The 26,257-nt window shown below is 34.0% G+C and carries 22 protein-coding genes and 1 tRNA gene; 9 read left to right on the forward strand and 14 right to left on the reverse strand.

Annotated elements, in window-relative coordinates; translation table 11 throughout:
- Position 1: 1 nt before the first annotated feature.
- From ACKC83_RS16755 to ACKC83_RS16780, 6 genes are all read right to left on the reverse strand, one after another.
- Positions 2-982 (reverse strand): TRAP transporter substrate-binding protein, encoded by a 981-nt coding sequence (locus ACKC83_RS16755; RefSeq protein WP_434036422.1) that lies wholly within the window; start codon positions 980-982, stop codon positions 2-4.
- A gap of 1,135 nt (positions 983-2,117) precedes the next feature.
- Positions 2,118-5,597: a hypothetical protein gene (locus tag ACKC83_RS16760; protein WP_434036423.1), complete on the reverse strand. Its 3,480-nt coding sequence runs from the start codon at positions 5,595-5,597 to the stop codon at positions 2,118-2,120.
- A 590-nt stretch (positions 5,598-6,187) separates the two neighbouring features.
- A tRNA-Arg gene (locus ACKC83_RS16765) sits at positions 6,188-6,261 on the reverse strand.
- Between the two features lie 276 nt (positions 6,262-6,537).
- Positions 6,538-7,206, reverse strand: a complete 669-nt coding sequence (locus ACKC83_RS16770) for a bifunctional 4-hydroxy-2-oxoglutarate aldolase/2-dehydro-3-deoxy-phosphogluconate aldolase (RefSeq protein WP_414035034.1) — start codon at positions 7,204-7,206, stop codon at positions 6,538-6,540.
- 18 nt (positions 7,207-7,224) lie between these two features.
- Complete coding sequence (locus tag ACKC83_RS16775; protein WP_414035035.1) at positions 7,225-8,442, reverse strand: 6-phosphofructokinase; 1,218 nt, start codon at positions 8,440-8,442, stop codon at positions 7,225-7,227.
- Between the two features lie 45 nt (positions 8,443-8,487).
- A complete protein-coding gene (locus ACKC83_RS16780; protein ID WP_414035036.1) occupies positions 8,488-9,534 on the reverse strand; it encodes a PfkB family carbohydrate kinase in 1,047 nt (348 codons plus the stop codon).
- A 228-nt stretch (positions 9,535-9,762) separates the two neighbouring features.
- On the opposite strand from ACKC83_RS16780, the gene ACKC83_RS16785 reads away from it, so the two are divergent.
- A complete protein-coding gene (locus ACKC83_RS16785) occupies positions 9,763-10,800 on the forward strand; it encodes a LacI family DNA-binding transcriptional regulator (RefSeq protein WP_414035080.1) in 1,038 nt (345 codons plus the stop codon).
- A gap of 186 nt (positions 10,801-10,986) precedes the next feature.
- Here ACKC83_RS16785 and ACKC83_RS16790 read toward each other — a convergent pair whose 3' ends face one another.
- From ACKC83_RS16790 to ACKC83_RS16800, 3 genes are all read right to left on the reverse strand, one after another.
- The gene (locus ACKC83_RS16790) at positions 10,987-11,625 is read right to left on the reverse strand and encodes a DUF6702 family protein (protein WP_434036424.1); all 639 of its coding nucleotides are present in this window, start codon (positions 11,623-11,625) and stop codon (positions 10,987-10,989) included.
- 13 nt (positions 11,626-11,638) lie between these two features.
- Entirely contained in the window at positions 11,639-12,649 is a 1,011-nt protein-coding gene (locus ACKC83_RS16795; protein ID WP_434036425.1) for a YHYH protein, read from the reverse strand.
- Positions 12,650-12,974: 325 nt separating this feature from the next.
- Positions 12,975-14,348 (reverse strand): alanine/glycine:cation symporter family protein, encoded by a 1,374-nt coding sequence (locus tag ACKC83_RS16800; protein WP_434036426.1) that lies wholly within the window; start codon positions 14,346-14,348, stop codon positions 12,975-12,977.
- A gap of 193 nt (positions 14,349-14,541) precedes the next feature.
- Between ACKC83_RS16800 and ACKC83_RS16805 the strand changes: the two genes are divergently transcribed.
- Positions 14,542-15,663, forward strand: coding sequence for a heparan-alpha-glucosaminide N-acetyltransferase domain-containing protein (locus ACKC83_RS16805; protein ID WP_434036427.1), 1,122 nt, complete (start codon positions 14,542-14,544; stop codon positions 15,661-15,663).
- Here the strand turns inward: ACKC83_RS16805 and ACKC83_RS16810 are convergent.
- The 3 genes from ACKC83_RS16810 to ACKC83_RS16820 all read right to left on the reverse strand — a co-directional run bounded on the left by ACKC83_RS16810 (position 15,649) and on the right by ACKC83_RS16820 (position 18,675).
- Positions 15,649-16,596: a phosphoribosylaminoimidazolesuccinocarboxamide synthase gene (locus ACKC83_RS16810; protein WP_434036428.1), complete on the reverse strand. Its 948-nt coding sequence runs from the start codon at positions 16,594-16,596 to the stop codon at positions 15,649-15,651. The two genes, ACKC83_RS16805 and ACKC83_RS16810, sit on opposite strands and share 15 nt — an antisense overlap.
- A 236-nt stretch (positions 16,597-16,832) precedes the next feature.
- Positions 16,833-17,354, reverse strand: coding sequence for a c-type cytochrome (locus ACKC83_RS16815; RefSeq protein WP_434036429.1), 522 nt, complete (start codon positions 17,352-17,354; stop codon positions 16,833-16,835).
- A gap of 367 nt (positions 17,355-17,721) precedes the next feature.
- Positions 17,722-18,675 (reverse strand): PhoH family protein, encoded by a 954-nt coding sequence (locus tag ACKC83_RS16820; RefSeq protein WP_414035043.1) that lies wholly within the window; start codon positions 18,673-18,675, stop codon positions 17,722-17,724.
- 111 nt (positions 18,676-18,786) lie between these two features.
- On the opposite strand from ACKC83_RS16820, the gene ACKC83_RS16825 reads away from it, so the two are divergent.
- The 6 genes from ACKC83_RS16825 to dnaN all read left to right on the forward strand — a co-directional run bounded on the left by ACKC83_RS16825 (position 18,787) and on the right by dnaN (position 24,026).
- Positions 18,787-19,623 (forward strand): SAM hydrolase/SAM-dependent halogenase family protein, encoded by an 837-nt coding sequence (locus ACKC83_RS16825; protein WP_434036430.1) that lies wholly within the window; start codon positions 18,787-18,789, stop codon positions 19,621-19,623.
- A gap of 3 nt (positions 19,624-19,626) precedes the next feature.
- Positions 19,627-19,923, forward strand: coding sequence for a putative quinol monooxygenase (locus tag ACKC83_RS16830; RefSeq protein ID WP_434036431.1), 297 nt, complete (start codon positions 19,627-19,629; stop codon positions 19,921-19,923).
- Between the two features lie 41 nt (positions 19,924-19,964).
- Positions 19,965-20,684: a gliding motility-associated ABC transporter permease subunit GldF gene (gene gldF / locus ACKC83_RS16835; RefSeq protein ID WP_414035046.1), complete on the forward strand. Its 720-nt coding sequence runs from the start codon at positions 19,965-19,967 to the stop codon at positions 20,682-20,684.
- Positions 20,681-21,169, forward strand: a complete 489-nt coding sequence (locus ACKC83_RS16840; protein WP_434036432.1) for a hypothetical protein — start codon at positions 20,681-20,683, stop codon at positions 21,167-21,169. The genes gldF and ACKC83_RS16840 overlap by 4 nt, the downstream gene beginning before the upstream one ends.
- A complete protein-coding gene (gldG, locus tag ACKC83_RS16845; RefSeq protein ID WP_434036433.1) occupies positions 21,162-22,829 on the forward strand; it encodes a gliding motility-associated ABC transporter substrate-binding protein GldG in 1,668 nt (555 codons plus the stop codon). Before ACKC83_RS16840 ends, gldG begins: the two co-directional genes overlap by 8 nt.
- A gap of 78 nt (positions 22,830-22,907) precedes the next feature.
- A complete protein-coding gene (gene dnaN, locus ACKC83_RS16850) occupies positions 22,908-24,026 on the forward strand; it encodes a DNA polymerase III subunit beta (protein ID WP_414035049.1) in 1,119 nt (372 codons plus the stop codon).
- A gap of 48 nt (positions 24,027-24,074) precedes the next feature.
- Here dnaN and ACKC83_RS16855 read toward each other — a convergent pair whose 3' ends face one another.
- Positions 24,075-24,536 carry an Lrp/AsnC family transcriptional regulator gene (locus tag ACKC83_RS16855; RefSeq protein WP_414035081.1) on the reverse strand — a complete coding sequence of 154 codons (462 nt, stop codon included), beginning with the start codon at positions 24,534-24,536 and terminating at the stop codon, positions 24,075-24,077.
- 150 nt (positions 24,537-24,686) lie between these two features.
- On the opposite strand from ACKC83_RS16855, the gene ACKC83_RS16860 reads away from it, so the two are divergent.
- Positions 24,687-25,820, forward strand: a complete 1,134-nt coding sequence (locus ACKC83_RS16860) for a histidine decarboxylase (RefSeq protein WP_414035050.1) — start codon at positions 24,687-24,689, stop codon at positions 25,818-25,820.
- A gap of 72 nt (positions 25,821-25,892) precedes the next feature.
- On the opposite strand, the gene ACKC83_RS16865 is transcribed toward ACKC83_RS16860, so the two are convergent.
- Positions 25,893-26,231: a DUF4870 domain-containing protein gene (locus ACKC83_RS16865; protein ID WP_434036434.1), complete on the reverse strand. Its 339-nt coding sequence runs from the start codon at positions 26,229-26,231 to the stop codon at positions 25,893-25,895.
- Positions 26,232-26,257 lie beyond the last annotated feature (26 nt).

Below are 26,257 nucleotides of genomic sequence, written 5' to 3' on the forward strand. Positions count from 1 at the left end.
ATTATTTGGTTTCTTTAATGTTCTGAATTAAGCTATACATTTCCGGGTTATCCTTATACTGATCGTAAACATCTTTCACCTGATCTGAGAATAAGGTTTTATCCGGACGAATAATTTTAACTCCTGCTTTTTGGACCTCTTCCAAGGCTTCTTTTTCAGCCTCGGCCCACAATTTTCTTTGATACACCACAGAGCGATCTACCGCTTCTTGCATCCATACGCGCTCTTGATCAGATAATCTGTCCCATAAATGTGTCCCAACAACAATAATATCTGGTAACGAGGTGTGCTCGTCTAATGCAAAATATTTACAAACTTCGTAATGTCTAGATAAATAAAAACTAGGTGGATTATTCTCTGCTCCATCAACTACACCTTGTTGCAAAGAGGTATATAACTCTCCCCAAGAAATTGGTGTTGGCGAGCCTCCAAGACTTTTAACCATCTCGATAGCCGTAACACTTTCCATCACTCTAATTTTTAATCCCGCTAAATCTTCTGGGGTATTAATCGGGTTGTCTTTAGTGTAAAAACTACGACTTCCAGCATCATAGTACCCGATGCCTTTAAGCCAATATTTTGTACCACCGTCTAACAATTGTTTTCCTATTGGACCGTCTAAAACATTAAAAATATGTTCGCGATCACGGAATAAAAACGGCAATCCAAATACCTTCATTTTAGGTGAAAAGTTTTCCATAACTCCAGAAGAAACTTTCGTCATATCTAAACTTCCAATCTGAATAAGTTCTAAGCATTCACGTTCGGTTCCTAGTTGCTGATTTGGATAAATCTCCAAAACCATTTTTCCTCCAGAGATTTTTTTAAGGTCTTCTCCCATTTTTAACATGGATAAATGCACCGAATGTTTAACATCTAAACCATGCGCTAATTTTATAACACGCGTTTCAGAAATTTGTCCACACCCTAACAAAAAAGCAGAGAGCAAGCAAGTCCATATTATAGTAAAAAAGTGTTTCATCTATTTGTATGCTTACAGATTTTATAATTTCACAACTGAGTTCACCAAGCACTAAAATTTATTTCTATAGCTTCGATACCTTTTCCAAGCAGTGAAGCCAAATGCCTTAAGTGCTAGCAATACTATAAATATTTAACTTGAAGTAATATAAATTATCGACCATTTACTATCGATTATGACCGATATACAAGGAATTATAAGCTTATACTCATTTACGTCCGAGCTTGGGTATTCTGTTTGGTCTATTTAAGGGGCACTGAATAATAATGATGGTCACACCTCTAACTTTTGTCCGCCATTAAACGTGGTCATTTTTAATTCTAAGATTAACAGTTAGCTTTTTCTTTGATGCGGTTTAATAAAGTCATGTTAGACTCGAAGCTATAGTTCCAACAGAGACTGAAAAATCATAACTGTTTTGATTTAATATCTTTTAACCTTCAACAAGCTTGTAAGTGATTTTATGATAGCCCATTTATTCATTTTCAGATACGAGTTTTAGATGAATCAGCATTTAAACTGTATTCTCCGTATTCTAAAAAGCTATAAACACCTTTCTTTTTTATCTGTATAATTATCAGTTCCTAGTAATTTAAAGCTCTTAAATCTGATGTATTCCTTTTGTGCGGATTAAGGTGAGTATATTTCGTAAAATAAAACTCGGGCGATTCTATACTAACAAAAATAGACGATTGAAAAATTCCTACTCGACTCGTACCATTTAATCTATTTTTGCAATAGATATAAATTGCAATAACATTGCTTAAATAAACGGATATATTCTTCCGCTATACCTCCCGAAAAAAAAATAAGCTTAAAAACAGATTGAATAATTTTGAAACTGCTAATCTCGGAGAAATATTAGCTCTTTAGGTATAATCGCCTTTCACATATAAATGTTCTTTTCCCTAACGCATTCCACCTCTGAATTAAGAACTCCACTGTTCTCCGTTTTCATCATTTAAATTGAATCTAAATCGGCCCAATCAGGCTGTGGTTCGATTCTAAAACAACTTAAGCGGAGCAATGAGATAGAAAATCTAAAAACACCCAAATAGTAGACATAAAAAAAGCTTGAGGCGAACCTCAAGCTTTAATTTTATAGACCGTTATCACGGTATAATGTAATTAGGAATTATTTATAATACAATGGATCTGCTCCAATGGTTCCTTCTAATCCTTTTAAATACTCATCTGTATTTGCTTCGTTATACAAATCTTTAACTTTTTGTAAACGTCCGTTTAAATCCATTTCTTCTACCTGTTGCGTGTTGCCTGGGTTAGATATAAATGTTTCTAAATAATTAATTTGTTTAGTGTAGAAAGCGATGTCTTTTTGTTGTTTTAATTTTAAACGCTCTTTATACCATTCACTATTAATTATATATTCTCTAGTAAAATATCCTCTTAATTCTGGATCGCTCATTTCTTTACCCTCGTAATGTCCATAAGCCATCATATGTAAAAGAATTTTTAATGGTGGTACTGCAGCTTCAATACTTCCATCTTCAAAATATCTTAAAGCTACTTTTTGTTGCGCTTCTACAATATTGTTAATTCCATCTACATAGTCTTCCATACCTTGCAATTCTGGTTTAAGCATTTTTTCGTTAAACACAGCATTAGGTTCATCGAAAATACGGTTTAAACATCTTAAAGAGAATTGTTTTGTAATACGGTATCCTAATCTACTCGCTAAGACTTTCTTTCCGTTGTATTCGAAATCGTCTATTTTCTCTAGAGCTCCATCTTTAATTAAGAAGTTAGGATCTCTATCTTGAGGTTCTAAACGTGCCCAGATTTCTGGTATTAAAATACTAATATCGTGATCTACTTTATTTTCTCCACCAACATAACCAGCCGCGGTACTAAACGCATTAGATTCTGTTAAGATGTGAGATAGTAAGGCATTGTTTAAATCTGTTGTAGGCGTTAACATATTAAAAGGTCCTTTTGTTAAGGCGCCTTCAGATCCAGCTCCTGTTGTAGATGGCGATTTACCTGTAAGACTACAAATAAAGTCCATAAACATTTCTGGAGTTTCCTGATAATGGATTGGGTTATATACTGCTAACGGACGAATACCTGCTTTTGTATCGGCTGGATTATTACGTCTTCCTGGCAATACAGCATTTACAACATCTATAACAGCTTCTTCAGAGTCTACTTTTCTGAATAATCGCATACCAACTTCTGCCAAATAACTAGCTTCAGATTCTTCTAAGAAAATGTTTTTCTCCAAATAACGCGGATTCTTAGTTGGCTCACCATTAACAATTCTAGTATGCGATGGTAACGCGAAATACTCTTCGTCTTTAGGGCTATTAACAACACTTTCGATTAAATCTTTAACCGGTTGTGTATATTTATCATAGTTAATGGTGTCTTCGTAAATTTCTATAGCGTCTTTTTTAGTCAGCATTTCGTAATTTGTAAGGAATACATTATCTCCAACAATATCACGTTCTGCACCTTTGTCGTATCCTCTAATAATAGCTTCGTCTGGTCTCTGGAATAAATGCGCTTCGCAATTCGCTACCACTTTTAAACTCTTATTAGTATACTGTGGGTTTAGGTTTTTAAACTTGTTTCTAGGCAGGGTTATAGACGCTGAGATATCGTCTTCCATCTGAATTTTTAGACTCGCAGAGAAATCTGATCTTAATTTGTTTAATAACCAGTTTCCATCTTGATTAAAACCAATACGCACATAACTACCAACCACTGGATTATCTAAATATTTAAGTCCTGTTCCTTTTTGTCCGTTTACAATATCTACAGACACACAATCTTTCCAATTTAAGGCATCGTGATCTTGTCTATATAAACGTTTAACAAACAATACTAAAGATCTAATGTGTACTGGTATGCTAGATACAAACTCGTTATACTCGTCTGTAAACACATCTAAAGGTTGCAATAATCGTACAGCAGACCCTAATGTTCTTTTAGAACTTAAAAATGGTTCTGATGGTGGTAACGTTGGATCGTAATTTCTCCATCTTTTAGAGTAGTCATACTCTATAATTTCGTCTGCTTTTTTAAAGTCTTCATCTATATCTATAATATTGAAATTACTATAAGTAATTGCATTTTTCATAGATTTAGAAATCTCTGACTTTCCTCCACCAGACACCGTACATGGTTTATGGCAGAATACGCCTTCTGGAGCTGTATTTACTATACGCCATAACGAAATAGCATCATGTTTTTCCAGTTTAAATTTATTACCAGACGGATGCACATATGTTTTATGCGGATTCAATAAGATACGTTGATCTTTTCCATTATATGTCCAAGTAACATCGTTTGTATTTGTATTTATGTATGCATTTTCAGGCACGTATACAATGTTTGGATATTTCTTATCTATGGCATAATGTCCCTCTTTAACATCAATTCTATCTCCTAAAAGCGCTTTTACATCTTCAAAGGTATATTTATTTCCATATTTTCTATTCCAACCAGCACCATTAACAATATCTCCCATTACACCTCTTGGGTAAGCCACGGCTCCTCCAGAGTGTTCTTCTTCCACTAAACCAAATAAGTTAGCAGAATAACTAATTTGAGTTTTAATTTCTTTTTTAGAGTATCCAAAATAGTTATCGGCAATAAGCGTTACCACTACACCTCTATCGTCTCTACATGTTAATTTAAATGCACCACCATCATTATACAGCTCGTCCGCATCTTTCCAGCACATACCATCTGTTCTTTGACGTTCTGTTGCATCGTCGTAGTGTGGTAAACCAACATCTTTTTTCTTAAGTAATTTTAATTGAGGTGCAAGAATAATACACCCCGTATGTCCAGTCCAGTGTTCTGTATCTAAAGCGGCATCGTTTTGTACAAGCGAAGGATCTCCGGCATTACCAAAAATAGCTTCAACGAAATCTAAATTACTAACTAAACTACCTGGAGCAAAGAAACGCACTTCTAAACTTTTCTTAGTAGTCACTCCTTTTACTTCTGGGCAAACCATAGGACGCATTAACATAGAGACCATAACCTCAGCTTTTTGTTCTTGCTTAGATGTAAATGGTAATGTTTTTAATTCTGCAGACGGCCTAAGCGCTTCCGCAAGTAAATGTGCGAAAGTAATTTTAGGTACTTCAAACTTATCTAAAGGCACTGGTAAAGGTCCTTCTACAATATGAAATGTTCCTTTTGTTGTTCTTTTATCATGAATAGGATTGTTTAATACCCCTTGTCTAACTCTGTAAGATGTAACATCTTCACTTACAAACTTATCACCATTAGGAGGTAAACTTACCTCGCGGGCATGTCCTGCTTGGTTTAATACTAGGGTATCATTAGGAATTTTTAAAGGCTCATCAAAAGTAATGTCTTTTAAATAATCTTCTATAAACGATTGTATTCTATGATCTACAGGGGCTAAATGGTCTGATAGAATTCTAGATTTTTCACGAAAACTTTTAATCAATCCGTTGGTTAATTTTTGAAAATTCGGATTACTAAATGCAATTTCCGCATTTTCGTCGTCGTGATAAATAGGTTGTCCTAAAGCCGCCAACTGTAGGTTGATGTATCGTATAGTGTCTTTTCTACTTCGAATTACAGCCTCATTATTCGCATTTGTCTCTCTACTCATGTTATTTGTAAATTTAAAATCGATAATACTTTTTAATACATTATGAGTCTCGTCACAATAAATTTTAGCGGTGATTTTAAATACTAAATTGGGCTAAATCTTTGTGATGAATTTCATATTAATATTAAAGTTAAATGGAATTTTTAAATAGAATTTTTGAAGTCATTTATAGTATGCATTTCTAAATGATGCTTTCGCTAAAACTATCGTTTTTATTCTACGTAAATTTAGTTAATAACGAAGAAAAAAACTAATAAGTTTAAGGAATAATCTCTTGTAAAACGGCTAAATACAAACAACTAGAGCTAAATAGAATAATTCTAAATAAGATTTAAACGTAGAAAAAACTTTCAAACGTTTTCGCCATAAAATACAAAAACACAACCTAAAATTGCTTTAAATAAACATGATCTTAATATTAATTTTGAGGTCTAAAAAAGACTTTTATAATTGAAAAAATCGCACTCCTACAACTATAAAATTTAGGCCGTTTTTATTCTTTAATAATTAAAACGTTTTAATCTAGAATTGGTGCTTATTAAAAAGTGTAGAAAACAAAAAAAGCTTCCGATTTCTCGAAAGCTTTTTTGTGATGGCAGAAGGATTCGAACCTTCGACCGCCTGCTTAGAAGGCAGGTGCTCTATCCAACTGAGCTATGCCACCATTCACGAACAACATGTGTTCTGAAAAGTACTTTTTTCGAAATATATAATTCCTAAAAAGCTGTGCAAATATAAGTAGCTTTAACAAACTACACAACTTAAAATGTGATAAATTTAAAAAAAATAGCAATCTTTTTTTTAACCGATTGTTATTCAATTATTTCGTGAATATATTGATATAAAATCAGAATAACTCGTACGATTTAAAATGCATCTGAACAAAAAAGGACCGTCTTTACAGACAGTCCTTTTAAATTGTTTTGTTATAAATAACTAATTATTTTCTAACTGCTTTTACGATAGCTAAAGCATTTTTTACATCTTGCTCTAATTTCGCGTAATCTTTATTAGCAATAATATCTTTAGAGATTAATTGAGATCCCATACCAACACAAGTTACACCTGCATCAAACCATCCTTTTAGGTTTTCCTCTGTTGGAGAAACACCACCAGTTGGCATAACACTTGTCCAAGGTTGTGGGCCTTTAATTCCTTTTACAAATTGAGGTCCGTAGATATCACCAGGGAATAATTTTACGATTTCACATCCTAATTCTTCTGCTCTAGTAATTTCTGTTAAAGTACCACATCCAGGAGACCATAATACTTTTTTACGGTTACAAGCAATTGCGATATCTTCTCTTAAAACTGGAGTTACAATAAAGTTTGCACCTAATGCCATGTATAAAGAAGCTGCAGCACCGTCTGTAACAGAACCAACACCCATAATCATACCCGGTAATTCTTTAATAGCATATTTAGTTAACTCTCCAAAAACTTCGTGAGCGAAATCTCCACGAGCTGTGAATTCCATTAATCTTGCTCCACCATCGTAACAAGCTTTTAAAACTTTTTTACTTAACTCAATATCGTTGTGAAAAAATAAAGGAATCATTCCTGTATCTTTCATTGCTTGAGCCACTTCTAATCTTGAAAATTGTGCCATTTTGTTATGTTTTAATTTTTAATTCCAGTTTAAGATTTTCTTGAAATCGTATGCTTCTGGATTTGGTAAATATTGTTTTGCTTTTTCGTAATCTTTCTCTTTAATGTAGAATAGATTGTCTATAAAAAGCTGCGCCATATCTGAATTGATATCGACTAGTCTTGGTGGTATTTTTCCGTTTTCATCTTCAAAGTCCTTTAAATACAATGGTGTAATATCACCTCTTGAATTTGCACTCACTATACAACCTGAAATACCTTGATCGAATAATTTTTTAACCCCTATTCCTAATAAAGAACACAGTGTTAAATCGAATGCTATAGGGTTACAACATCTTAACTCGTAACCAAGCTCTACTGGTCTTGATTTTACTACTAAACCAATCTCTTTTAACTTTATTTGTAATAGATAGTTAAAGATATGTGATTTACTCACATTCCCTAATTCGGGATGACCGTGATCGTCGTAAGTAAAATTAATTCCAGAGTTTATAATTTCTTCTTCATCCATAAAATGGAACACGCCTTCACTCACTAAAGCCACACCATATTCAACACCTTCTAGCTTACATTTCACTATAGAAGACACTATCATATTAATAAGCTTCTCGAACGTAATCTTTGTTTTGTTAAACATTTCAGGAATAATCATCATTTGAAAATGACATGCCGATGCTATTCCAAAAGCTAAATGTCCAGCAGAACGTCCCATAGCAGACATCACGAACCAGTTTTCACTCGTTCTCGCATCTTCGTATACCGTATTCCCTATTCTAACGCCTTCGTCTTTAGCTGTATGAAATCCGAATGTTGGATTACGATCAGGTAAAGGCAAATCGTTATCTATAGTTTTAGGTACATGTACGTGCTTAACATCTAATTGTTCTGTTTGAAGAAATTTAGTTAATCTATTGGCGGTAGACGCGGTATCGTCGCCGCCAATAGTAACTAATAATTTTACATTATTTTTCTTAAAAAAATCTGATTTAAAATCACTGTCTTTTGGTTTAAACCTACTCATAATTAAAGTAGATCCGCCACGACTAAAAATACGATCGGCATGATGAAAGTCGAAAACCTTTACTTCAGGTTCGTCTGAAAGCAATCCTTGATATCCGTGATGCACGCCTATCACCTTATAACCATCTTTCATAAAGGTTTTGGCTACTGTACTAATTACAGTATTTATTCCAGGTGCAGGTCCGCCTCCACAAATAATTGCTATTGATTTTTCCATGTACTAATCGTGTTTGTTTTTAAATGATTTTAAAGTTTGTAGTTATTATCTAGCAACACGACCAGAAGCGTCTCCACCCATAAGTTTGTTAACTTCGGCAACAGTAGCTAAGTTAGCATCACCTTTAATAGTGTGTTTTAAACAAGATGCAGCAACTGCGAAGTCTAATGCATTTTGATCGTTATCTGGGTATGTTAATAATCCGTAGATTAAACCTCCCATGAAAGAATCTCCACCACCTACTCTATCTACGATATCAGTAATTTGGTATTGACGTGTTTCTAACATTTTTGTTCCATCGTATAACACTCCAGCCCATGTGTTATGAGATGCAGAGATAGATCCTCTTAACGTAGTAATTACTTTTTTAGCTTTAGGGAATTTAGCCATCATTTGCTTACAAACAGATAAGAAAGCTTCTGCTTTAACATCGTGACCAGCAGTTTGTACTGCAGCACCATCAGGCTTAATTCCGAAGTGCATTTCAGCATCTTCTTCGTTTCCTAAAACGATATCACAGTAAGAAGTTAATTCTGTCATTACAGCTTCTCTGTGCGCGTCGTCACAGTAGTTCCATAATTTAGCACGGTAATTTAAGTCTGTAGAAATTGTAATTCCTTTTTCGCTAGCCGCTTTAACAGCTTCTAAACATACATCTGCAGAACTTTGAGAAATAGCTGGAGTAATACCAGTCCAGTGAAACCACTCTACACCTTCGAAAACAGCATCCCAATCAATCATTCCTGACTCAATTGTAGACATAGAAGAATACGCTCTATCGTAAACCACTTTACTTCCTCTAGATACAGCTCCAGTTTCTAAGAAATAAATTCCTAAACGCTCGCCACCCCAAACAATTTTATCAACACCAACGCCTCTTTTGCGCATTTCCATCATTGCACATTCCCCAATATCATTCTTAGGTAAACGTGTTACAAAATCACAAGAAATACCATAGTTAGCTAATGATACTGCTACGTTAGATTCTCCACCACCGTAAACAACATCAAAATTGTTAGCTTGAGAAAATCTTAAAAATCCTTGAGGAGCTAATCTTAACATGATTTCTCCAAACGTTACTACTTTACTCATTATTTTAAATTTATATTAATTAAGTTATATTTTACAAGAAGACGTTAAATTCCTCTTTTTCACTTTGTAAGAGTAAAATTATTAAAATATTTTCATCTATGCAAACGTTTGTTCAAATCTTTTAAAACTTCTCTATTTTTTATATTGAAGGAATTGATTTCCATTTACTTTAATATATTAGGTCAAAAATAATATCTTTGCTCAAACGATTGACTTCAATCTCGTTACATATTGAAAAAGAAAACCACCATAAAAGATATTGCTAATGTTTTAAACATTACACCTTCTGCTGTTTCTAGAGCACTACACAACCATCCTAGAATTAGCGAGAAAACTAAAATTGCGGTAAGAAAAGTGGCTGAAGAATTAGAATATCAGCCCAATCATCTAGCCTCTGCATTAAGAAGTGGTAAAAGTAAATTGATAGGTATTATTGTAGCTAAAACTAATAGTTACTTTTTTTCGTCTGTCATGGAAAGTATCGAGAAAGAATTAAATAAAGAAGGCTACAACCTTATTATTACCCAATCTAATGAATCTTACGAGAAAGAATGTCGGAATATAGATGCCTTACTACAGACCCAAGTAGATGGAATTATAGCATCCTTAGCAAACGAAACTGTTAATTTTGATTATTACCATAAAATTAAACAAAATGGTATTCCCTTAGTTTTATTTGATCGTGGTGAAAATGATATTGGTGTAGATTATATAGGAATTGACGATTACGCTAGTAGTAATATTATAGTGAATCATCTGGTTGAACAAGGTTGTAAACGCATTGCTCATATTGCCGGTTACGGACATACTAGAATTTACCAAAATAGAATTCGGGGTTATAAAGACGCCTTAAGAAAACATAAATTGCCGGAAGACGACGCCCTTTTATTAGAATGTAGCTTAACTATAGAAGAAGGCCGTGCTAAAATGGAAGCGCTTTTAAAACTGCCAGAAATACCCGATGCAGTTTATGCCGCTGGAGATTATGCCGCTTTAGGTGCTTTACAAGTAATGCAAGAACATAATATTAAAGTCCCAGAGCAGATTGCCTTAGTGGGGTTTAGCAACGAACCCTTTACATCGCTAGTCACGCCGCCTATAACCTCCATATATCAGCATAATAAAGAGATTGGAAAACTAGTAGCACAACAAGTTTTACTGCGTATAAACGACGAAAACTACAAGCCTGTACTCCATAAATTAATTTTAGAACCAGAATTAATTATTAGAGATTCTTCTCGCGTACTTGATTTTAAGAAGCGGTAGATTTTCTATTTTAAACCTATCCAATCAACAGTGATTAAAGAATAAAACCTTATAATAGTTCTACACTATTACAAGGTTTTTATAAATCGCTATTAAGCTTTTAGTATTCTTTAAGACAACCAAAACAAGACTTACTTACAGTCCATTTCCTTAAAAAAGTCTCATAACACAATCTATTTAATTAGGTTATTCACAATCTATATTCATTTCATCTGCATCTGTCTTTTTCATTGTTAACCTTACTATTAGGCCTACTCCTGCTAGAATAAATAAAAAATTAAACACGTACCAATTTGTTGTACTATCTGCCAAACTTTCATCTGCTTCAACTAATATGAATTCATTTTCTTCCAATTTCACTTTAGTAGCGAATGCATTAGATTTCTCTAGAGCAAAAACATTTCTATTTACTCCATTTTTCAAAATCATGAAGGTGTTTTTACTTTTAAAAATATCCTGAAACATGGTATTATTGAGACTAACCGTTTCAAAATTATCAGGGACATCAATCAGATAAACCACTAAGGTTTCATGTCCCAATTTAATTTTGGGATCTTTAAGCACTATCTCTCGATCGTTAATGGTAAGCGTTAGGTTCTTTGCCATTAAGGCAAACACCAAATCTTCAAATTCTTTCGGAGTTGCATAGCCATTTGCAGTATATTCCTGATGCACGACACTCTCGAAAGCCGACAGCGCTGCTCTAACCTGAAGTGTCCATTGTCCGTTTTTCCCTTCTACCAAAACGGTACTAGATTGCGATGTTGAGTGTGCTAAAACCACCATGGGTATAAAAAACCACACTAAAACTAATGTTACGCGCATTTTATTTGCCATATTACAATACATAAGCTCCTCTTAAACCGTTAATAAATTTATTATTTCCTGCATCGTCTACGTGATAATGGTAGCCACGAGTCTCATCTGAATGTCCGCGTAAATCATCTAAATCTGTTGGCATAGCACCACTCTCGTCTAATAACTCATAAATACCAAACCCATCTAAAGCGTAACCTATTAATGCCGCATGTCCGTCTTCTTGCTCAACTTTAATACTATATCCTGTTGCGGCGTGGTAATGATACCCCTGATGCACATTAATATGACCACCAGCATCATCAAACGGTGCCAATGTATACGCACTTAAAATATTATTAGTTGGTGCTGGTGCAGAGAATTCGATACCATTTAAAGCAATCCCACGTGTAGAAGGAATACTAACCGATCCAGGACCGCCTCCTCCTTCGGTAGCAAAATAAACCACATCACTTTGATATACTGGTGTTACAGGAATTAACCAGGTTTGAGAAATATCTGTAATATAAGATGGAATACATTCTACACAAAAATTTTCGTATTCTGTTCCTACATCGGGATTCGCGGCATTAATGCAATCTTCTTCAGAATCGGTGACATACACATCGCCATTATCATCGTACATTAACCAATTAGCATCGTTATAAAATGTAGCCATATTCTTTATAAAAGCTCCATCTACATCATACACTTCTCCGCCTTCCAACCAGATTCCACCAGCCTCTGCACCATCTTCTATATTACTCGGACACCATGGTCCCATTGCGTGATCGGCAGGTATACTTGTAGACACAATTTGATAACAATCGGAACTCGAACCATCAGATAAGGTACAGGGCACTTTTGTTACTGTAATATTTTGTCCCTCGGTATAAAAATAAGAAGGTTCGACATCTACAATGATATTATCATCTTGACTATCGGTTTCAACATCACTGTCGCTTTCACTACTTGAGCAAGATGCTAAACTTACAATTCCCATGATTAATAACGTAGAGGTAAAAACCGCTGATCTTATATTGTTTACTTTCATTACACCTGATGTTTTGTATATAGATTCAAATCTGAGACTTTTTTTTATACCAATTTCAAGTTTTCAGTGAATGAGACAACGCTTTAAGTAAACCCCTGTTTTAATCGGTTAAACCAAATTCTAATTTAAATCCCACTTCACTTTATAACTCTATAAATGCATATCATCGCAAAAGTTTGGTAATGTATATGACTAGTAAAAGCTAGTGGCTCTTAATACAAATAACATCTAAATCCAATCTAAAAGTATTTTTAACACAAAGAGACCGTTTAAATTGTATTATTTAAACGGTCTCTTTAACTTGTTAACTATAAATCTTTCGTTGCTACGCATTCTTTAAGTTAGCAACATACACCTTAACGCGAGCTAGAACCCGAGGTGCCATAATAAGTGTTGCAACCATGGTAGGAATTGCCATTAAGGCAAAAAAGCCATCAATTAAATTAATCATCATACTTAAAGATGTGGTGGCTCCTAAAATAATACTTCCTATATAAAAGTAATTGTAATAATGCTTTTTATCGGCTCCAAACAGAAAAGACATACATTTTGTGCCATAATAAGCATAAGAAAACAGGGACGATATACTAAACACAAAAATACAAAGCAGTAATAAATATTTTCCTACGCCTGGCATGTCGTGAGCAAAAGCTGAAGCTGTTAAACTCACTCCATTAGCATCGGACGTTTGCCAAACTCCAGTCACCAATATAGCCAAAGCTGTAAGGGTACAAACGACTAAGGTATCTATTGCAGGCCCCAACATAGCAACTAAACCTTCTCGTATGGGTTCTGCTGTTTTAGCGGCGCCGTGAGCCATGGGTGCGGTACCAATTCCCGCTTCGTTGGAAAATGCGCCTCTACGAATTCCTAATAAAATCAATCCGCCTACAGCACCGCCTAAGAAATTATCGCCTTTAAAATTTTGAGCCGTGAACGCATTCGAAAAAATCATGCCCATGTATTTAGGAATCTCCTGAACATTTACAGCAAGAATAAATACTACTAAAATAAAATATAAACCGACCATCGCAGGAACAAGTTTTGAAGCCGTTTTACTAATCCGATCCAAACCTCCTAATATTACAATACTAGTAATTACAACCAAAACAAGTCCAATAATTAAGCTAGATGTAAAACCCACTTCGATATGATTTGGTGCCAATAAAATATCGTTAATCGCTTGCGTTAATTGGTTTACATTAAAGATTGGCAATGCTCCCACCAAACCACAAACACTAAACATAACCGCCAAAGGCTTCCATTTTTTACCTAACCCTTCCTCTATAAAATACATCGGACCTCCTTGTAATTGTCCTTCACTATCCTTACCACGATACAAAACAGCAAGCGTAGACGTGAAGAATTTTGTTGCCATTCCTATAATCGCACTCACCCACATCCAAAAGACGGCTCCTGGTCCACCTATTGCAATAGCCACGGCTACACCTGCAATATTTCCCATTCCAACAGTGGCCGACAAAGCGGTAGTAAGCGCTTGAAAATGCGTAATCTCTCCAGGATCATTCGGATTATCGTATTTACCACGTAATACCTGAAATGCATGACCAATAAAACGAAATGGCAAAAATCGAGAATATATTAGTAAGTATAGTCCACCACCTATTAATAGAATTAACAGTGGTAAACCCCAAACCAGAGCGGCAAATTCCTTTATAATATTGTTTAAAGTGGCCATAAATTGAAAGCTATATTTTGATAAATATATTCTTTTTTAGATTGAAAACGCTCTCCATTACCCTAAAAACCTAATCACTTTTTCGATTTTTATAATTAAAATGCATATTATATTACACTTAATTCAATTTCGCTAAAGTGTGTATTTTGATTTAAAATTGATGTATTTTCGCAACTTTAATAGACCTGTACCTTTGAAAGAAAATAGACTATACTTTTTGGATGCTGTTAGAGCCTTCGCTATATTAATGATGCTTCAAGGTCATTTTATAGATGGCTTATTACACACGTCTTATAAGTCTTCAGAATATGTAGCATTTACAATCTGGAATGGATTTAGAGGTAATACCGCACCATTATTTTTCACAATTACAGGATTAGTAATCCTTTATTTACTAAAAAAAGCAGAATCTAAAGGCAACGAAAACCTCAGAATTAAAAAGGGTTTTAAACGCGGTGCCTCACTTTTACTAATTGGTTATTCGTTAAGAATTCCCATTTTCTCTTGGTTAGCAGGACATATAGATAGCTATTTTTTGGTTATAGATGTATTACAAATTATTGGAATATCTGTGATTCTTTTAAACGGATGTTATGCCTTATTAAAAAATCAAACCAAATTACTTGCCTCACTATTAACGGGTATTGGAGTTCTTGTATTTGCATCCGAACCTGTGTATAGGACCTTAACCTTACCTCAAGTACCCGATATTTTGGTTAATTATATAACAAAAGAAAACGGATCCGTTTTTACGCTTTTACCTTGGTTTGGCTTTGTCGCATTTGGCGCTGTTCTAGGAATTATTTTTCAGAAATTCCAGTACAAACCTCAATTTAAAACCATTGCGATATCAAGTTTTATTTTTGGTGGATTGTTTTTAAATAGCCTGTCTTCTGAAGCTTTTTACTTAATTTATAAAGTAACCCACATTGAACTGTTCTACAATGTTGCCAATTATAATTATCTGTTTATCCGATTAGGAAATGTGCTATTAGTATTTGGTGTTTTTTACGCTTTAGAATCTTATTTAAAACACCCATTAATTTTAAAATTAGGAAACAACACCCTTTCCATTTATGTTGTTCATTTTATAATTCTCTATGGTAGCTACACTGGTTTTGGCCTTTATCGTTACGCACATAACAGTTTAGAACCTTGGTCTGCCGTATTAGGAGCCTTGGCTTTTATGAGCGTAGTTTGTCTGGTTGTGATTTATGAAGACAAAATAAAAGCCTTCCTAAATATAAATATTAGAAAGGCTTGGAGCTTTATAAAATTAAAGTCTATGCACCGTCCAAGATTACATAGAAGCTAAATAGTTTTCTACATTTGTTTTAATACGCTCTTCAATGTTTGTTACATCTGATTTAACAAATGGTTCCCCCATAATATTCTCGTATAATTCAATATAACGTTCGCTAATTGTATCTATATAGTCGTCGCTCATAACAGGTAACTCTTGTCCTTCTAAACCTTGAAACCCATTAGTAATTAACCACTGGCGTACAAATTCTTTAGATAACTGCTTCTGCTCTTCACCTTTCTCCTGACGAGTTTCATACCCTTCGGCATAAAAATAACGTGAAGAATCTGGCGTATGAATTTCGTCGATTAAGACAATTTTACCTTCTTTAGTTTTACCAAATTCATATTTAGTATCTACAAGAATCAAACCTCTTTCGGCAGCAATTTCTGTCCCACGCTGAAACAATTTACGTGTATAATCTTCTAGTATTAAATAATCTTCTTCAGAAACAATGCCTTTACTAATAATATCTTCTCTCGATATATCTTCGTCGTGATCTCCCATTTCGGCTTTAGTCGCAGGCGTAATAATAGGCTCCGGAAACTTATCGTTTTCTTTCATACCTTCTGGCATAGCAACACCACAAAGTACACGCTTACCTAATTTATATTCGCGCGCAGCATGTCCCGACATATAACCACGAATAACCATTTCAACTTTAAAAGGTTCGCATAAATGTCCAACCGCAACATTGGGGTCTGGAGTGGCAATTAACCAATTCGGAACTATATCTTCAGTCTGTGCCATAAATTTAGTGGCAATCTGATTTAAAATCTGACCTTTAAAAGGAATTCCTTTTGGCATAACAACATCGAATGCACTTAATCTATCTGTGGCAACCATTACCAATAAATCGTCGTTAATATTGTAAACTGCTCTAACTTTTCCTTTATACAAACTTTTTTGTCCTGGAAAATTGAAATTAGTATCTGTAATTGTCATGATTTGTATAATTGCATCTTACTCCTGTTGAGACGCTTTAAATATTAATAAAATTGAAAGGGTAAAAGTAAGGAATTAATCACAAAATATTTTTATCGAAGTTTCGAAAATGATAATTTATTTTAGATCACTTTTTGAATGATGCTCTCTTTTTAAATTCCCCTTTTAAGAACATAAATTTAGGAAATCACACTCTACTATATTTAAGTTTAAACCCACTCAGACTTTAGTAAGCTTTATTCATTAGGTTTTTCAACAGCTCCATCTTTAACTTGTACACGTTCCAGGTCGTTTTGCCTCATAAATTCTAATACGGCACGCGCTTCTTCTTCAGTTAAGTTTTGATTAGGCATTCGAGTTAAACAATCGTCAAGCATCATTTTGGCATCGCTATCTTTTTCTAACATTTCGCTTGTATTCGTAATCATATTAAGAATCCATTCTGGTCGTCTCGAATTTGTTATGTTTTCCCAACCTGGCCCAACTAGCCTTTGGTCGGTTAATTTATGGCAAGAAGCACATCGCTTTTCAAAAACAAACTTTCCTTTTTTTGCTAAATCCACATTTATCGTATCCGATAATTGAATCGTTGAAGTTTTCCCTACGCCCTTAGATTTTATTTTATTAACGCGCTCATTAGGTAAATCAGGATGAACAAATTTAGCAGGTTTCTTTTTTTTCACTCCATCCATACAGCTTGTTAACCCCATAAAGACGAGAGACATAATACAACAAAACAACACGTGATTTATTTTCATTAAAAACTAGGATATTTTAATCGGACTCATTTGGCATCCTGTATCCTAAATATACAAATTTTAAGTGTTGAAGCGAGCGAACTTTATATTAAAATTTAACAGCGGGGAAATGGTGTAATGGTATAGTGGTGTAATGGTATAGTGGTATAGTGGTATAGTGGTATAGTGGTATAGTGGTATAGTGGTATAGTGGTGTAATGGTATAGTGGTATAGTGGTATAGTGGTATAGTGGTATAGTGGTATAGTGGTATAGTGGTATAGTGGTATAGTGGTATAGTGGTATAGTGGTAATTTCAAAAATAATTATTACTATACCAAATCCTTACCCCTTATAAGAGTGAGATAAAAAAAAGAGTAGACTTGCGCCTACTCTCTATTTTCAATACTTTTATAAGCTTCAATAACTTTCTTCACCAGTTGATGTCTAATAACATCTTTTTCGTCCAGATAAACCATACCTACACCTTCTACGTTTTTTAGAACCAACAAAGCTTCTTTTAAACCTGAAGTGGTACGTCTCGGTAAATCTACTTGACCAGGATCTCCAGTCAATAAAAATTTAGCATTTTTACCCATACGGGTTAAGAACATCTTCATTTGGGCGTGTGTTGTATTCTGACCTTCATCTAAAATTACAAAGGCATTATCTAATGTACGTCCACGCATAAAGGCCAAAGGCGCAATTTGTATGGTTCCATTTTCGATATACATATTTAATTTTTCAGGCGCGATCATATCTCGTAATGCATCGTAAAGTGGTTGCATATACGGATCTAATTTCTCCTTTAAATCGCCAGGAAGAAAACCTAAATTTTCTCCAGCTTCTACAGCAGGACGTGTTAAAATAATACGTTTAACTTCTTTATTTTTTAACGCCTGTACCGCTAGTGCAACACCAGTATACGTTTTACCCGTTCCCGCAGGACCAATCGCAAATACCATATCGTTATTACGCATGCTTTCTACAAGCTTACGCTGATTTGCAGTTTGGGCGCGAATTAGTTTTCCGCTTGCGCCATGAACTATAACCTCTCCACTTTTCTTAGATGTGGCGTAATCGTCGCTACTCTGACTTGTTAGCACACGCTCGATAGTGTTTTCGTCTAACTTATTATATTTTCCGAAATGATTAAGCAACATGGTTAACCGGCGATCAAATTCTTCTAAGAGATCTTCATCTCCAAAAGCTTTGATTTTATTGCCCCTAGCAACAATTTTTAGTTTGGGGAAATATTTTTTTAGAAGTTCAATATTTACGTTTTGTGCTCCAAAAAATTCTTTTGGAGTAATCTCTTCCAGTTCAATAATTATTTCGTTCAAAAGCTAGTCGATTTAATTAAATTTTTCAGTTAAGTTTTATTAGTTTTGTGCCTCTAACAAATCTAATCAATTTTAGTTCAGATATGTAAAAAACATATCAACAATTCACCTATGGCTATAATAACTTTAACTTCTGATTTTGGTGAAAAAGACCACTTCGCTGGGGCGATAAAGGGCGCTATATATAGTGAATTAAGTGATGTTAGAATTGTTGATATCTCGCATAATGTATCACCATTTAGCATCTCTGAGGCGGCATATATCATCCAAAACGCGTATACTAGTTTTCCAAAAGGCACTATTCATATAATCGGAATTGATGCCGAATTAAATGCAGAAAACAAACACATTGCGGTACTCTTAGATGGCCATTATTTTATCTGTGCCAATAACGGTATTATGAGTATGATTTGTACGGAGATTAATCCGGAGCGTATCGTAGAAATTAATATTCACGAAAAAGTACAGAGTAGCTTTCCGGTTTTAGATGTCTTTGTAAAAGTGGCTTGCCATATTGCACGTGGCGGAACTTTGGATGTTATTGGTAAGCGTATTCAGGATATAAAACCCATACAAAACTTAAAACCTTATATTAACGACGATCAGATGCAGATTATTGGTAGTATTATTTACGTCGATAATTATGGCAATGTGATTACCAATATTAAACGCAATTTTTTTGAAAACATACAAAAAGGACGTGCGTACAAAATATCTGCACGGAATCACTCGTTTAATAAAATATATAATAAATATAGTGACATTGTAGACTTTACTAAACCCGCAGCCGACAGACATACCGAAGGAAAAGGTTTAGTTGTTTTTAATTCGTCTAACTATTTAGAAATTGCTATTTATAAAAGTAACACCACTACCGTTGGAGGAGCGTCTACATTAATGGGATTAAAATTAATGGATACCATAACGGTTAACTTTTATAAAGATTAATTTATGTTTGTTCGTATAGTAAAATTAAGTTTTGAGCCTTCTAAAGTAGAATCCTTTCTTAGTATTTTTAACTCTAAAAAGGAACAGATTCGTAATTTTGAAGGCTGTACATTTTTAGAGTTATATCGCGATAAAGAACACCAAAATATATTTTTCACATATAGTTATTGGGACAACGAACACGCTTTGCACAATTACAGACATTCCGATTTATTCATTTCGGTTTGGTCTGAAACAAAAAAATTATTTAACGCTAAACCTGAAGCTTGGAGTGTAGATAAACTAGAATGTTTACCGTAAACTAGTCGCTCATTTCAATTTCAAACCATATTACATAACAGATGTTTGCCATATTAAAAAAAGAAATAAATTCGTTTTTTGCTTCGCCAATTGGCTATTTGGTTATTGCCATATTCTTACTCTTAAACGGATTATTTTTATGGTTTTTTAAAGGCGAATTTAATATTATAGATAATGGTTTTGCCGATCTTTCTAGCTTCTTTCTGCTAGCGCCTTGGATTTTAGTCTTTTTAATTCCTGCAGTTACGATGCGTAGTTTTTCGGACGAAAAAAAGCAAGGCACGTTAGAACTACTTCTAACCAAACCCATTTCAAAATTTCAAATTGTTTTGGGCAAATATTTTGGTGCTTTCATATTAATTGTAATCGCCCTATTACCAAGCCTATTATATGTGTTTACAGTTTATAAACTAGGAAGTCCCGAAGGTAATTTAGACCTAGGAAGTACCCTGGGCTCATATTTTGGTTTGTTATTTTTAGTGGCCGCATACACGGCTATGGGTATTTTTGCATCGACACTTTCCGAGAATCAAATTGTCACTTTTATAATCGCTGTATTTTTATGCTTCTTTTTTTATATTGGTTTTGAAGGTATTGCAGATGCCATGTCTAACAATTTTATAGATAGCTTAGGGATGAGTTTTCATTTTAAAAGTATGAGTCGAGGGGTTTTAGATACCCGGGATATTATTTATTTTATAAGTGTTTCAGGTTTGTTTTTAGCTCTAACACATTTTAATATTAATACAAAGCAAGCATGATTTTAACCACACCTTTTGTAATTATACTTGTCCTGCTTTTTATTGTTTTATTTATATTTTCTAGAACGATAGATAAACGCATATGGGTAGCCGCACTTATTAGTTTGGTGCTTACACCCATTGTATATTTTTACTTACTATATCCGTTAATTAATATATTTAGCACGTATCACCACGAAAAACAGTTTAAAGCAGAAGTTTGGAAAGAAAAACCGGCATACCGCTTTGAAATGGCTAATGATTTAGAACAATCTGATCTCTTGCTTGGTAAATCAAAATCAGAAATCAAAGCTATTTTAGGAAAACCAGGATGGTTTAGTTGGAATGATGCCACCAAGACAAACGATTCTAATTATTGGAATTACAACTTAGGCCTCAAGCCTGGAGCTTTTAATACAAAGCAGGAATGTTTAGAAATTACTTTCGAAGGCGGTAAAGTACGTTTATTAGAACACTATCAATTAGAACTAGAAGATAATGAGTAAGCATCTGAAACATATATTACTAATTGTTATCGGTATTTTGGTTTTAAACGGAATTGGAAATACATTTTATAAACGATTCGATTTAACCCAAGATCAGCGTTACACGCTAAGTGAAGCCACAAAACATATTGTAGCCGATGTAGAATCTCCTGTAATTATTGATATCTTTTTGGAAGGTGAAGGGTTCCCGTCAGAGTTTAGACGTCTTCAGTCTGAAACCAAACAACTGTTAGAAGAATTTTACGCTCAAAACAGTAATTTTCACTTCAATTTTATAAATCCGTTAGAAGACGAAACCAATCGCGATCAGATTATTCAGCAGTTAAATAATCGAGGTTTAACTCCGATGCAACTTACTGTTCAGGAAAACGGAAAAAGCAGTCAGGAAATTATATTTCCCTGGGCTTTGGCAAGTTATAACGGTGTGACTGTAAAAATTCCATTAGTAAAAAATAAATTAGGCGCCTCGCAACAGGAATTAGTAACTAATTCTGTGCAACATTTAGAGTATGCGTTTGCAGATGGAATAGGAAAATTAGTATACGGAAAAACTAAAAAAATTGCTATTTTAAAAGGCAACGGAGAATTAGAAGATCAGTACTTAGCCGATTTTCTTACCACATTAAAAGACTATTACTACATTGCACCATTTACTTTAGATAGTGTCGCTACACAACCTAAAAACACGCTTAATACATTAAAAGACTACGATTTAATTATTGCCGCTAAACCTACTGAAGCTTTTTCTGAAGCGGAAAAATTGGTTTTAGACCAGTATACTATGAATGGCGGAAAAAGCCTTTGGCTTATTGACGCTGTAGCCATGGAAAAAGATAGTCTGTATAATGAAAGCGGACGCGCTATTGCATTGCCAATAGATTTAAACTTAACCGATTTGTTCTTTAAATACGGTGTGCGTATAAATCCGTATCTAGTGGCTACACCCTACTCTGCCCCGATTACTTTAGCCATGGGAGAAGGTAGTGATTCGCAATTTCAAAATGTGCGTTGGCCCTATTCACCATTAGTAAATACCACGAACACGCATCCGATAGTAAACAACGTTAATCTAATAAAATTCGATTTTTCGAATCCGATAGACACCTTAAAAAACAATCTTAAGAAAACGATTCTTTTAGAAAGTGCAAAACTAACTAAGTTAGAAGGGACTCCTAAAGAGATTCGTTTAGATGTAGTTACTAAAGAACCAAATCCTCAAGAATTTAATAAAGGGAGTCAGCCATTAGCTGTTTTAATTGAAGGCGAATTTACATCGGCCTATAAAAACAGAGTTAAGCCCTTTACGTTAGAGGCGAATAAAGACGAAGGTTTAACTACAAAAATGATTGTTATTGCAGATGGCGATCTTATTAAAAACGACGTCATTAAAAATATACCTCAAGAATTAGGTTTCGACAGATGGACGGGACAACTTTTCGGAAATAAGGAATTCTTATTAAATTCGGTAAATTACCTCTTAGACGATAATGGACTTATAAACATTCGTTCTAAGGAAATTACAGTTCCATTTTTAGATCATGAAAAAATTTCGGAATCTAAATTAAGCTGGCAATTACTTAACACACTGGTACCATTAGGGTTATTAGGTGTTTTTGGATTTATTTTTAATTACTTACGCAAAAAAAAGTACAGTGCCTAAATGTTAATAAGTTTGTTTCCTAGTTACCCCTATTAAAGATATATTTGTAATTATTAAAATAATCTTATTTAGATACAGATGAAATTTATAGTATCAAGCACCTATTTATTAAAGCAATTACAAGTTCTAGGAGGCGTAATTAACAGTTCGAACACTTTACCTATTTTAGATAATTTTCTTTTTGAATTAAGCAGTTCGCAACTTATTGTTTCTGCTAGTGATTTAGAAACGACTATGTCTTCGACTTTAGAAGTAGAAAGCGATAGTGAAGGTAGTGTAGCTATTCCAGCACGTTTACTTTTAGATACTTTAAAAACGTTTCCAGAGCAACCTTTAACGTTTATTATTGAAGACAATAACACGATTGAAATCAGTTCTAATCACGGTAAATACGCTCTAGCCTATGCTAACGGAAACGAATTCCCTAAAGCTGTATCTCTAGACAAACCAAGTACAACTACTATTGTTGGAGATATTTTAGCAACAGCAATTAGTAAAACCATTTTCGCTGCAGGAAACGACGATTTACGCCCAGTAATGAGTGGTGTCTTTTTTCAATTCTCTACAGAAGGTTTAACGTTTGTTGCAACAGATGCTCACAAATTAGTTAAATATACACGTGAAGATGTTTCGGCTACTGAGGTGGCAGAATTCATTATGCCAAAGAAACCTTTAAATTTATTAAAAGGAATTTTAGCAGGAAGTGAAGACGATGTAATTGTTGAGTATAACGACTCGAATGCAAAATTCACATTTGATAATGTAGAATTAATCTGTCGTTTAATCGATGGAAAATATCCAAATTACGAAGCCGTTATTCCTAAAGAAAATCCAAACAAACTTACCATTGCAAGAAATCAGTTTTTAAGCTCTGTTAAGCGTGTTAGTATTTTCTCGAACAAGACAACACACCAAATCCGATTAAAAATTGCAGGAGCAGAATTAAACATCTCTGCCGAAGATATAGATTACAGCAACAAAGCCGAAGAGCGTTTAACGTGTGATTACCAAGGCGATGATATGCAAATTGGTTTCAACTCTCGTTTTTTAACCGAAATGCTTAACAACTTAAATGCCGACGATGTACAACTAGAAATGAGTTTACCTAATCGTGCTGGTATTTTAACACCAATAGATGGCTTAGACGAAGGTGAACAGGTGACTATGCTTGTTATGCCAGTGATGCTAAACAGTTAATACACTATTTATTTTACAATATATGCAAGTCATGTAGATTCCTAGAATTTACATGACTTTGTTTTTTCCATCCTTTATATTCTTAATTACAAACGAACTCTGAATGTGAGATACAATCGTCATTTTAGAAAACCGTTTCAATATAAACTCTTGGTATTCATTCATATCCTTCAGTAAAATTTTTAACAACACATCGTAAGTACCTGCAATGTAATTAGCTTCAATAACATCGTCTAAAGTATTTACATAGGTTTCAAAATTACGAAAAGGCTCATCCTGATGCGTTGTTAAGGTTACTTGGCAATATACCACCAAGGTTTTACCTAATTTACTATAATCTATAATCGCCGTATAGCCGTTAATTATTCCTGAGGCTTCTAACTTTTTTATGCGCTCGTGTACCGGTGTAATAGATAAATTTACGCCTTCGGCTAGCTGTTTAATAGACTGTTTACTGTCTTTTTGGAGCGCTTCAATAAGCCTATAATCAATGTCGTCTAACTTCATAATGGTAAGAATTTCTAAAAGGTTAATCAATCACAATATTAAAAAGCAATATTTACCACTAAAACTTAATTTTAAAGTATAATTTTTCAAATAAAATAAGTTTAGCAATACAAATATATTAAATATTATCTTTGTAGTAGAAATATTTAAGACATGAACACACCAGAAATACAAGCCGTTTACGATAGAATTAAAGCACATTCAGAATCTTTTTTAGGGTATCCTGTAGCTAAAGACTTCTCTTATAGCGATTATGCTCCATTTCTAGATATCTGCATTAATAATGTTGGCGATCCAGAAAGCCCATCTACTTTTGCAATAGATACTAAAGACATCGAGCGCAAGTGTATTTCGTTCTTTGCAGAGATGCTTTCAAGCAACGATAAGGATGTTTGGGGTTATATTACTAATGGTGGTACAGAAGGGAATTTATACGGATTATACGTAGCCAGAGAAAGTTTTCCTAATGCCATGGTGTATTATAGCGAAAGCACACATTATAGTGTTAAAAAGAATTTACACTTATTAAATATTCCTAATATCGTGATTCGCTCTCAGGAAAATGGAGAAATGGACTATGAAGATTTAGAACAAACGATTTCTTATCGTCGTGATAAACCAGCCATTTTCTTTTTGAATATTGGAACAACAATGACTGAAGCTGTTGATAATATAGATGAAATAAAACGCATTATTAAAAAGTACGCGATTAAGGATTATTACATCCATTGTGATGCCGCGTTTTTAGGAACTATTGCGCCTTACATAGATGCGAAACCAAAATTTGATTTTGCAGAGGGTATTGATAGTATTTCAATTTCAGGACATAAATTTATTGGAAGCCCGATTCCTTGTGGAGCTGTTTTAGTAAAGCGACAACACAGAGATCGTATCGCACATTCTGTATCCTATGTAGGGACTATGGACACTACAATAACAGGATCTAGAAATGGATTAACACCTTTATTTATATGGGATTTCATAAAAAAACACGACCATAAAGGATTAAGAGAGCGTGTTAAAGCGTGCCAAGATGTTGCCGCTTACACAGAACATAAACTAAACTTATTGGGTATTAAAGCTTGGAGAAACAACGAAGGGTTAACCGTAGTATTCCCAACACCTAGCACGCGTATTTGTAAAAAATATCAGTTAGCATCTCAAGAAGATATCGCACACATTATTTGTATCCCTGGAATTACATTTAGTCAGATTGATGCCTTTTTAGAAGATTTAAAAACAGAACTTCACGATATTCCTACTCAAGCAGAAGCTGTATTCGGATAGAGTTAAAATTATATTTAAGCATAAAAAACGCCCATTCTCATGGGCGTTTTTCGTTTTTATCTTTAAAAATTTTTAACTAATAAAATGTAAAGATAAAGGATATGTCGACGGTTCTCCGTTACTTACTTTAATGGCATTTAAAATAGGAAAAATTACACTTAAAACACCTAAAATTAGAAACCCTACAAATCCAAGTCCTAATAACAAGATTAACGGTATGCATATAATAAAGTAAATTACTAAACTAATTTGAAAATTGATAATCTTTTTACCTTCTGCATCCATTCCAACCACTTTATCTTTTTGCATCAACCATAAAACTAAAGGAATTATTAAACTTCCAAAGCCCAAGGCTAAAGTTGCTAACTGACTTAAATGCGTAAGAATTAAAAGTTGTTTGTCTTCTCTCATGATATTTTTTATTTCATATATACATA

The organism is Formosa bonchosmolovskayae (assembly GCF_051016085.1).
Taxonomy (GTDB): Bacteria; Bacteroidota; Bacteroidia; order Flavobacteriales; family Flavobacteriaceae; genus Formosa.

What these genes read in the sequence shown, in the direction of transcription:
- ACKC83_RS16755 (WP_434036422.1), bottom strand. Translation starts at nt 982, where the DNA reads ATGAAACACTTTTTTACTATAATATGGACTTGCTTGCTCTCTGCTTTT.
- ACKC83_RS16760 (WP_434036423.1), bottom strand. Translation starts at nt 5,597, where the DNA reads ATGAGTAGAGAGACAAATGCGAATAATGAGGCTGTAATTCGAAGTAGA.
- ACKC83_RS16770 (WP_414035034.1), bottom strand. Translation starts at nt 7,206, where the DNA reads ATGGCACAATTTTCAAGATTAGAAGTGGCTCAAGCAATGAAAGATACA.
- ACKC83_RS16775 (WP_414035035.1), bottom strand. Translation starts at nt 8,442, where the DNA reads ATGGAAAAATCAATAGCAATTATTTGTGGAGGCGGACCTGCACCTGGA.
- ACKC83_RS16780 (WP_414035036.1), bottom strand. Translation starts at nt 9,534, where the DNA reads ATGAGTAAAGTAGTAACGTTTGGAGAAATCATGTTAAGATTAGCTCCT.
- ACKC83_RS16790 (WP_434036424.1), bottom strand. Translation starts at nt 11,625, where the DNA reads ATGCGCGTAACATTAGTTTTAGTGTGGTTTTTTATACCCATGGTGGTT.
- ACKC83_RS16795 (WP_434036425.1), bottom strand. Translation starts at nt 12,649, where the DNA reads ATGAAAGTAAACAATATAAGATCAGCGGTTTTTACCTCTACGTTATTA.
- ACKC83_RS16800 (WP_434036426.1), bottom strand. Translation starts at nt 14,348, where the DNA reads ATGGCCACTTTAAACAATATTATAAAGGAATTTGCCGCTCTGGTTTGG.
- ACKC83_RS16810 (WP_434036428.1), bottom strand. Translation starts at nt 16,596, where the DNA reads ATGACAATTACAGATACTAATTTCAATTTTCCAGGACAAAAAAGTTTG.
- ACKC83_RS16815 (WP_434036429.1), bottom strand. Translation starts at nt 17,354, where the DNA reads ATGAAAATAAATCACGTGTTGTTTTGTTGTATTATGTCTCTCGTCTTT.
- ACKC83_RS16825 (WP_434036430.1), top strand. Translation starts at nt 18,787, where the DNA reads ATGGCTATAATAACTTTAACTTCTGATTTTGGTGAAAAAGACCACTTC.
- ACKC83_RS16830 (WP_434036431.1), top strand. Translation starts at nt 19,627, where the DNA reads ATGTTTGTTCGTATAGTAAAATTAAGTTTTGAGCCTTCTAAAGTAGAA.
- gldF (WP_414035046.1), top strand. Translation starts at nt 19,965, where the DNA reads ATGTTTGCCATATTAAAAAAAGAAATAAATTCGTTTTTTGCTTCGCCA.
- ACKC83_RS16840 (WP_434036432.1), top strand. Translation starts at nt 20,681, where the DNA reads ATGATTTTAACCACACCTTTTGTAATTATACTTGTCCTGCTTTTTATT.
- gldG (WP_434036433.1), top strand. Translation starts at nt 21,162, where the DNA reads ATGAGTAAGCATCTGAAACATATATTACTAATTGTTATCGGTATTTTG.
- dnaN (WP_414035049.1), top strand. Translation starts at nt 22,908, where the DNA reads ATGAAATTTATAGTATCAAGCACCTATTTATTAAAGCAATTACAAGTT.
- ACKC83_RS16860 (WP_414035050.1), top strand. Translation starts at nt 24,687, where the DNA reads ATGAACACACCAGAAATACAAGCCGTTTACGATAGAATTAAAGCACAT.
- ACKC83_RS16865 (WP_434036434.1), bottom strand. Translation starts at nt 26,231, where the DNA reads ATGAGAGAAGACAAACAACTTTTAATTCTTACGCATTTAAGTCAGTTA.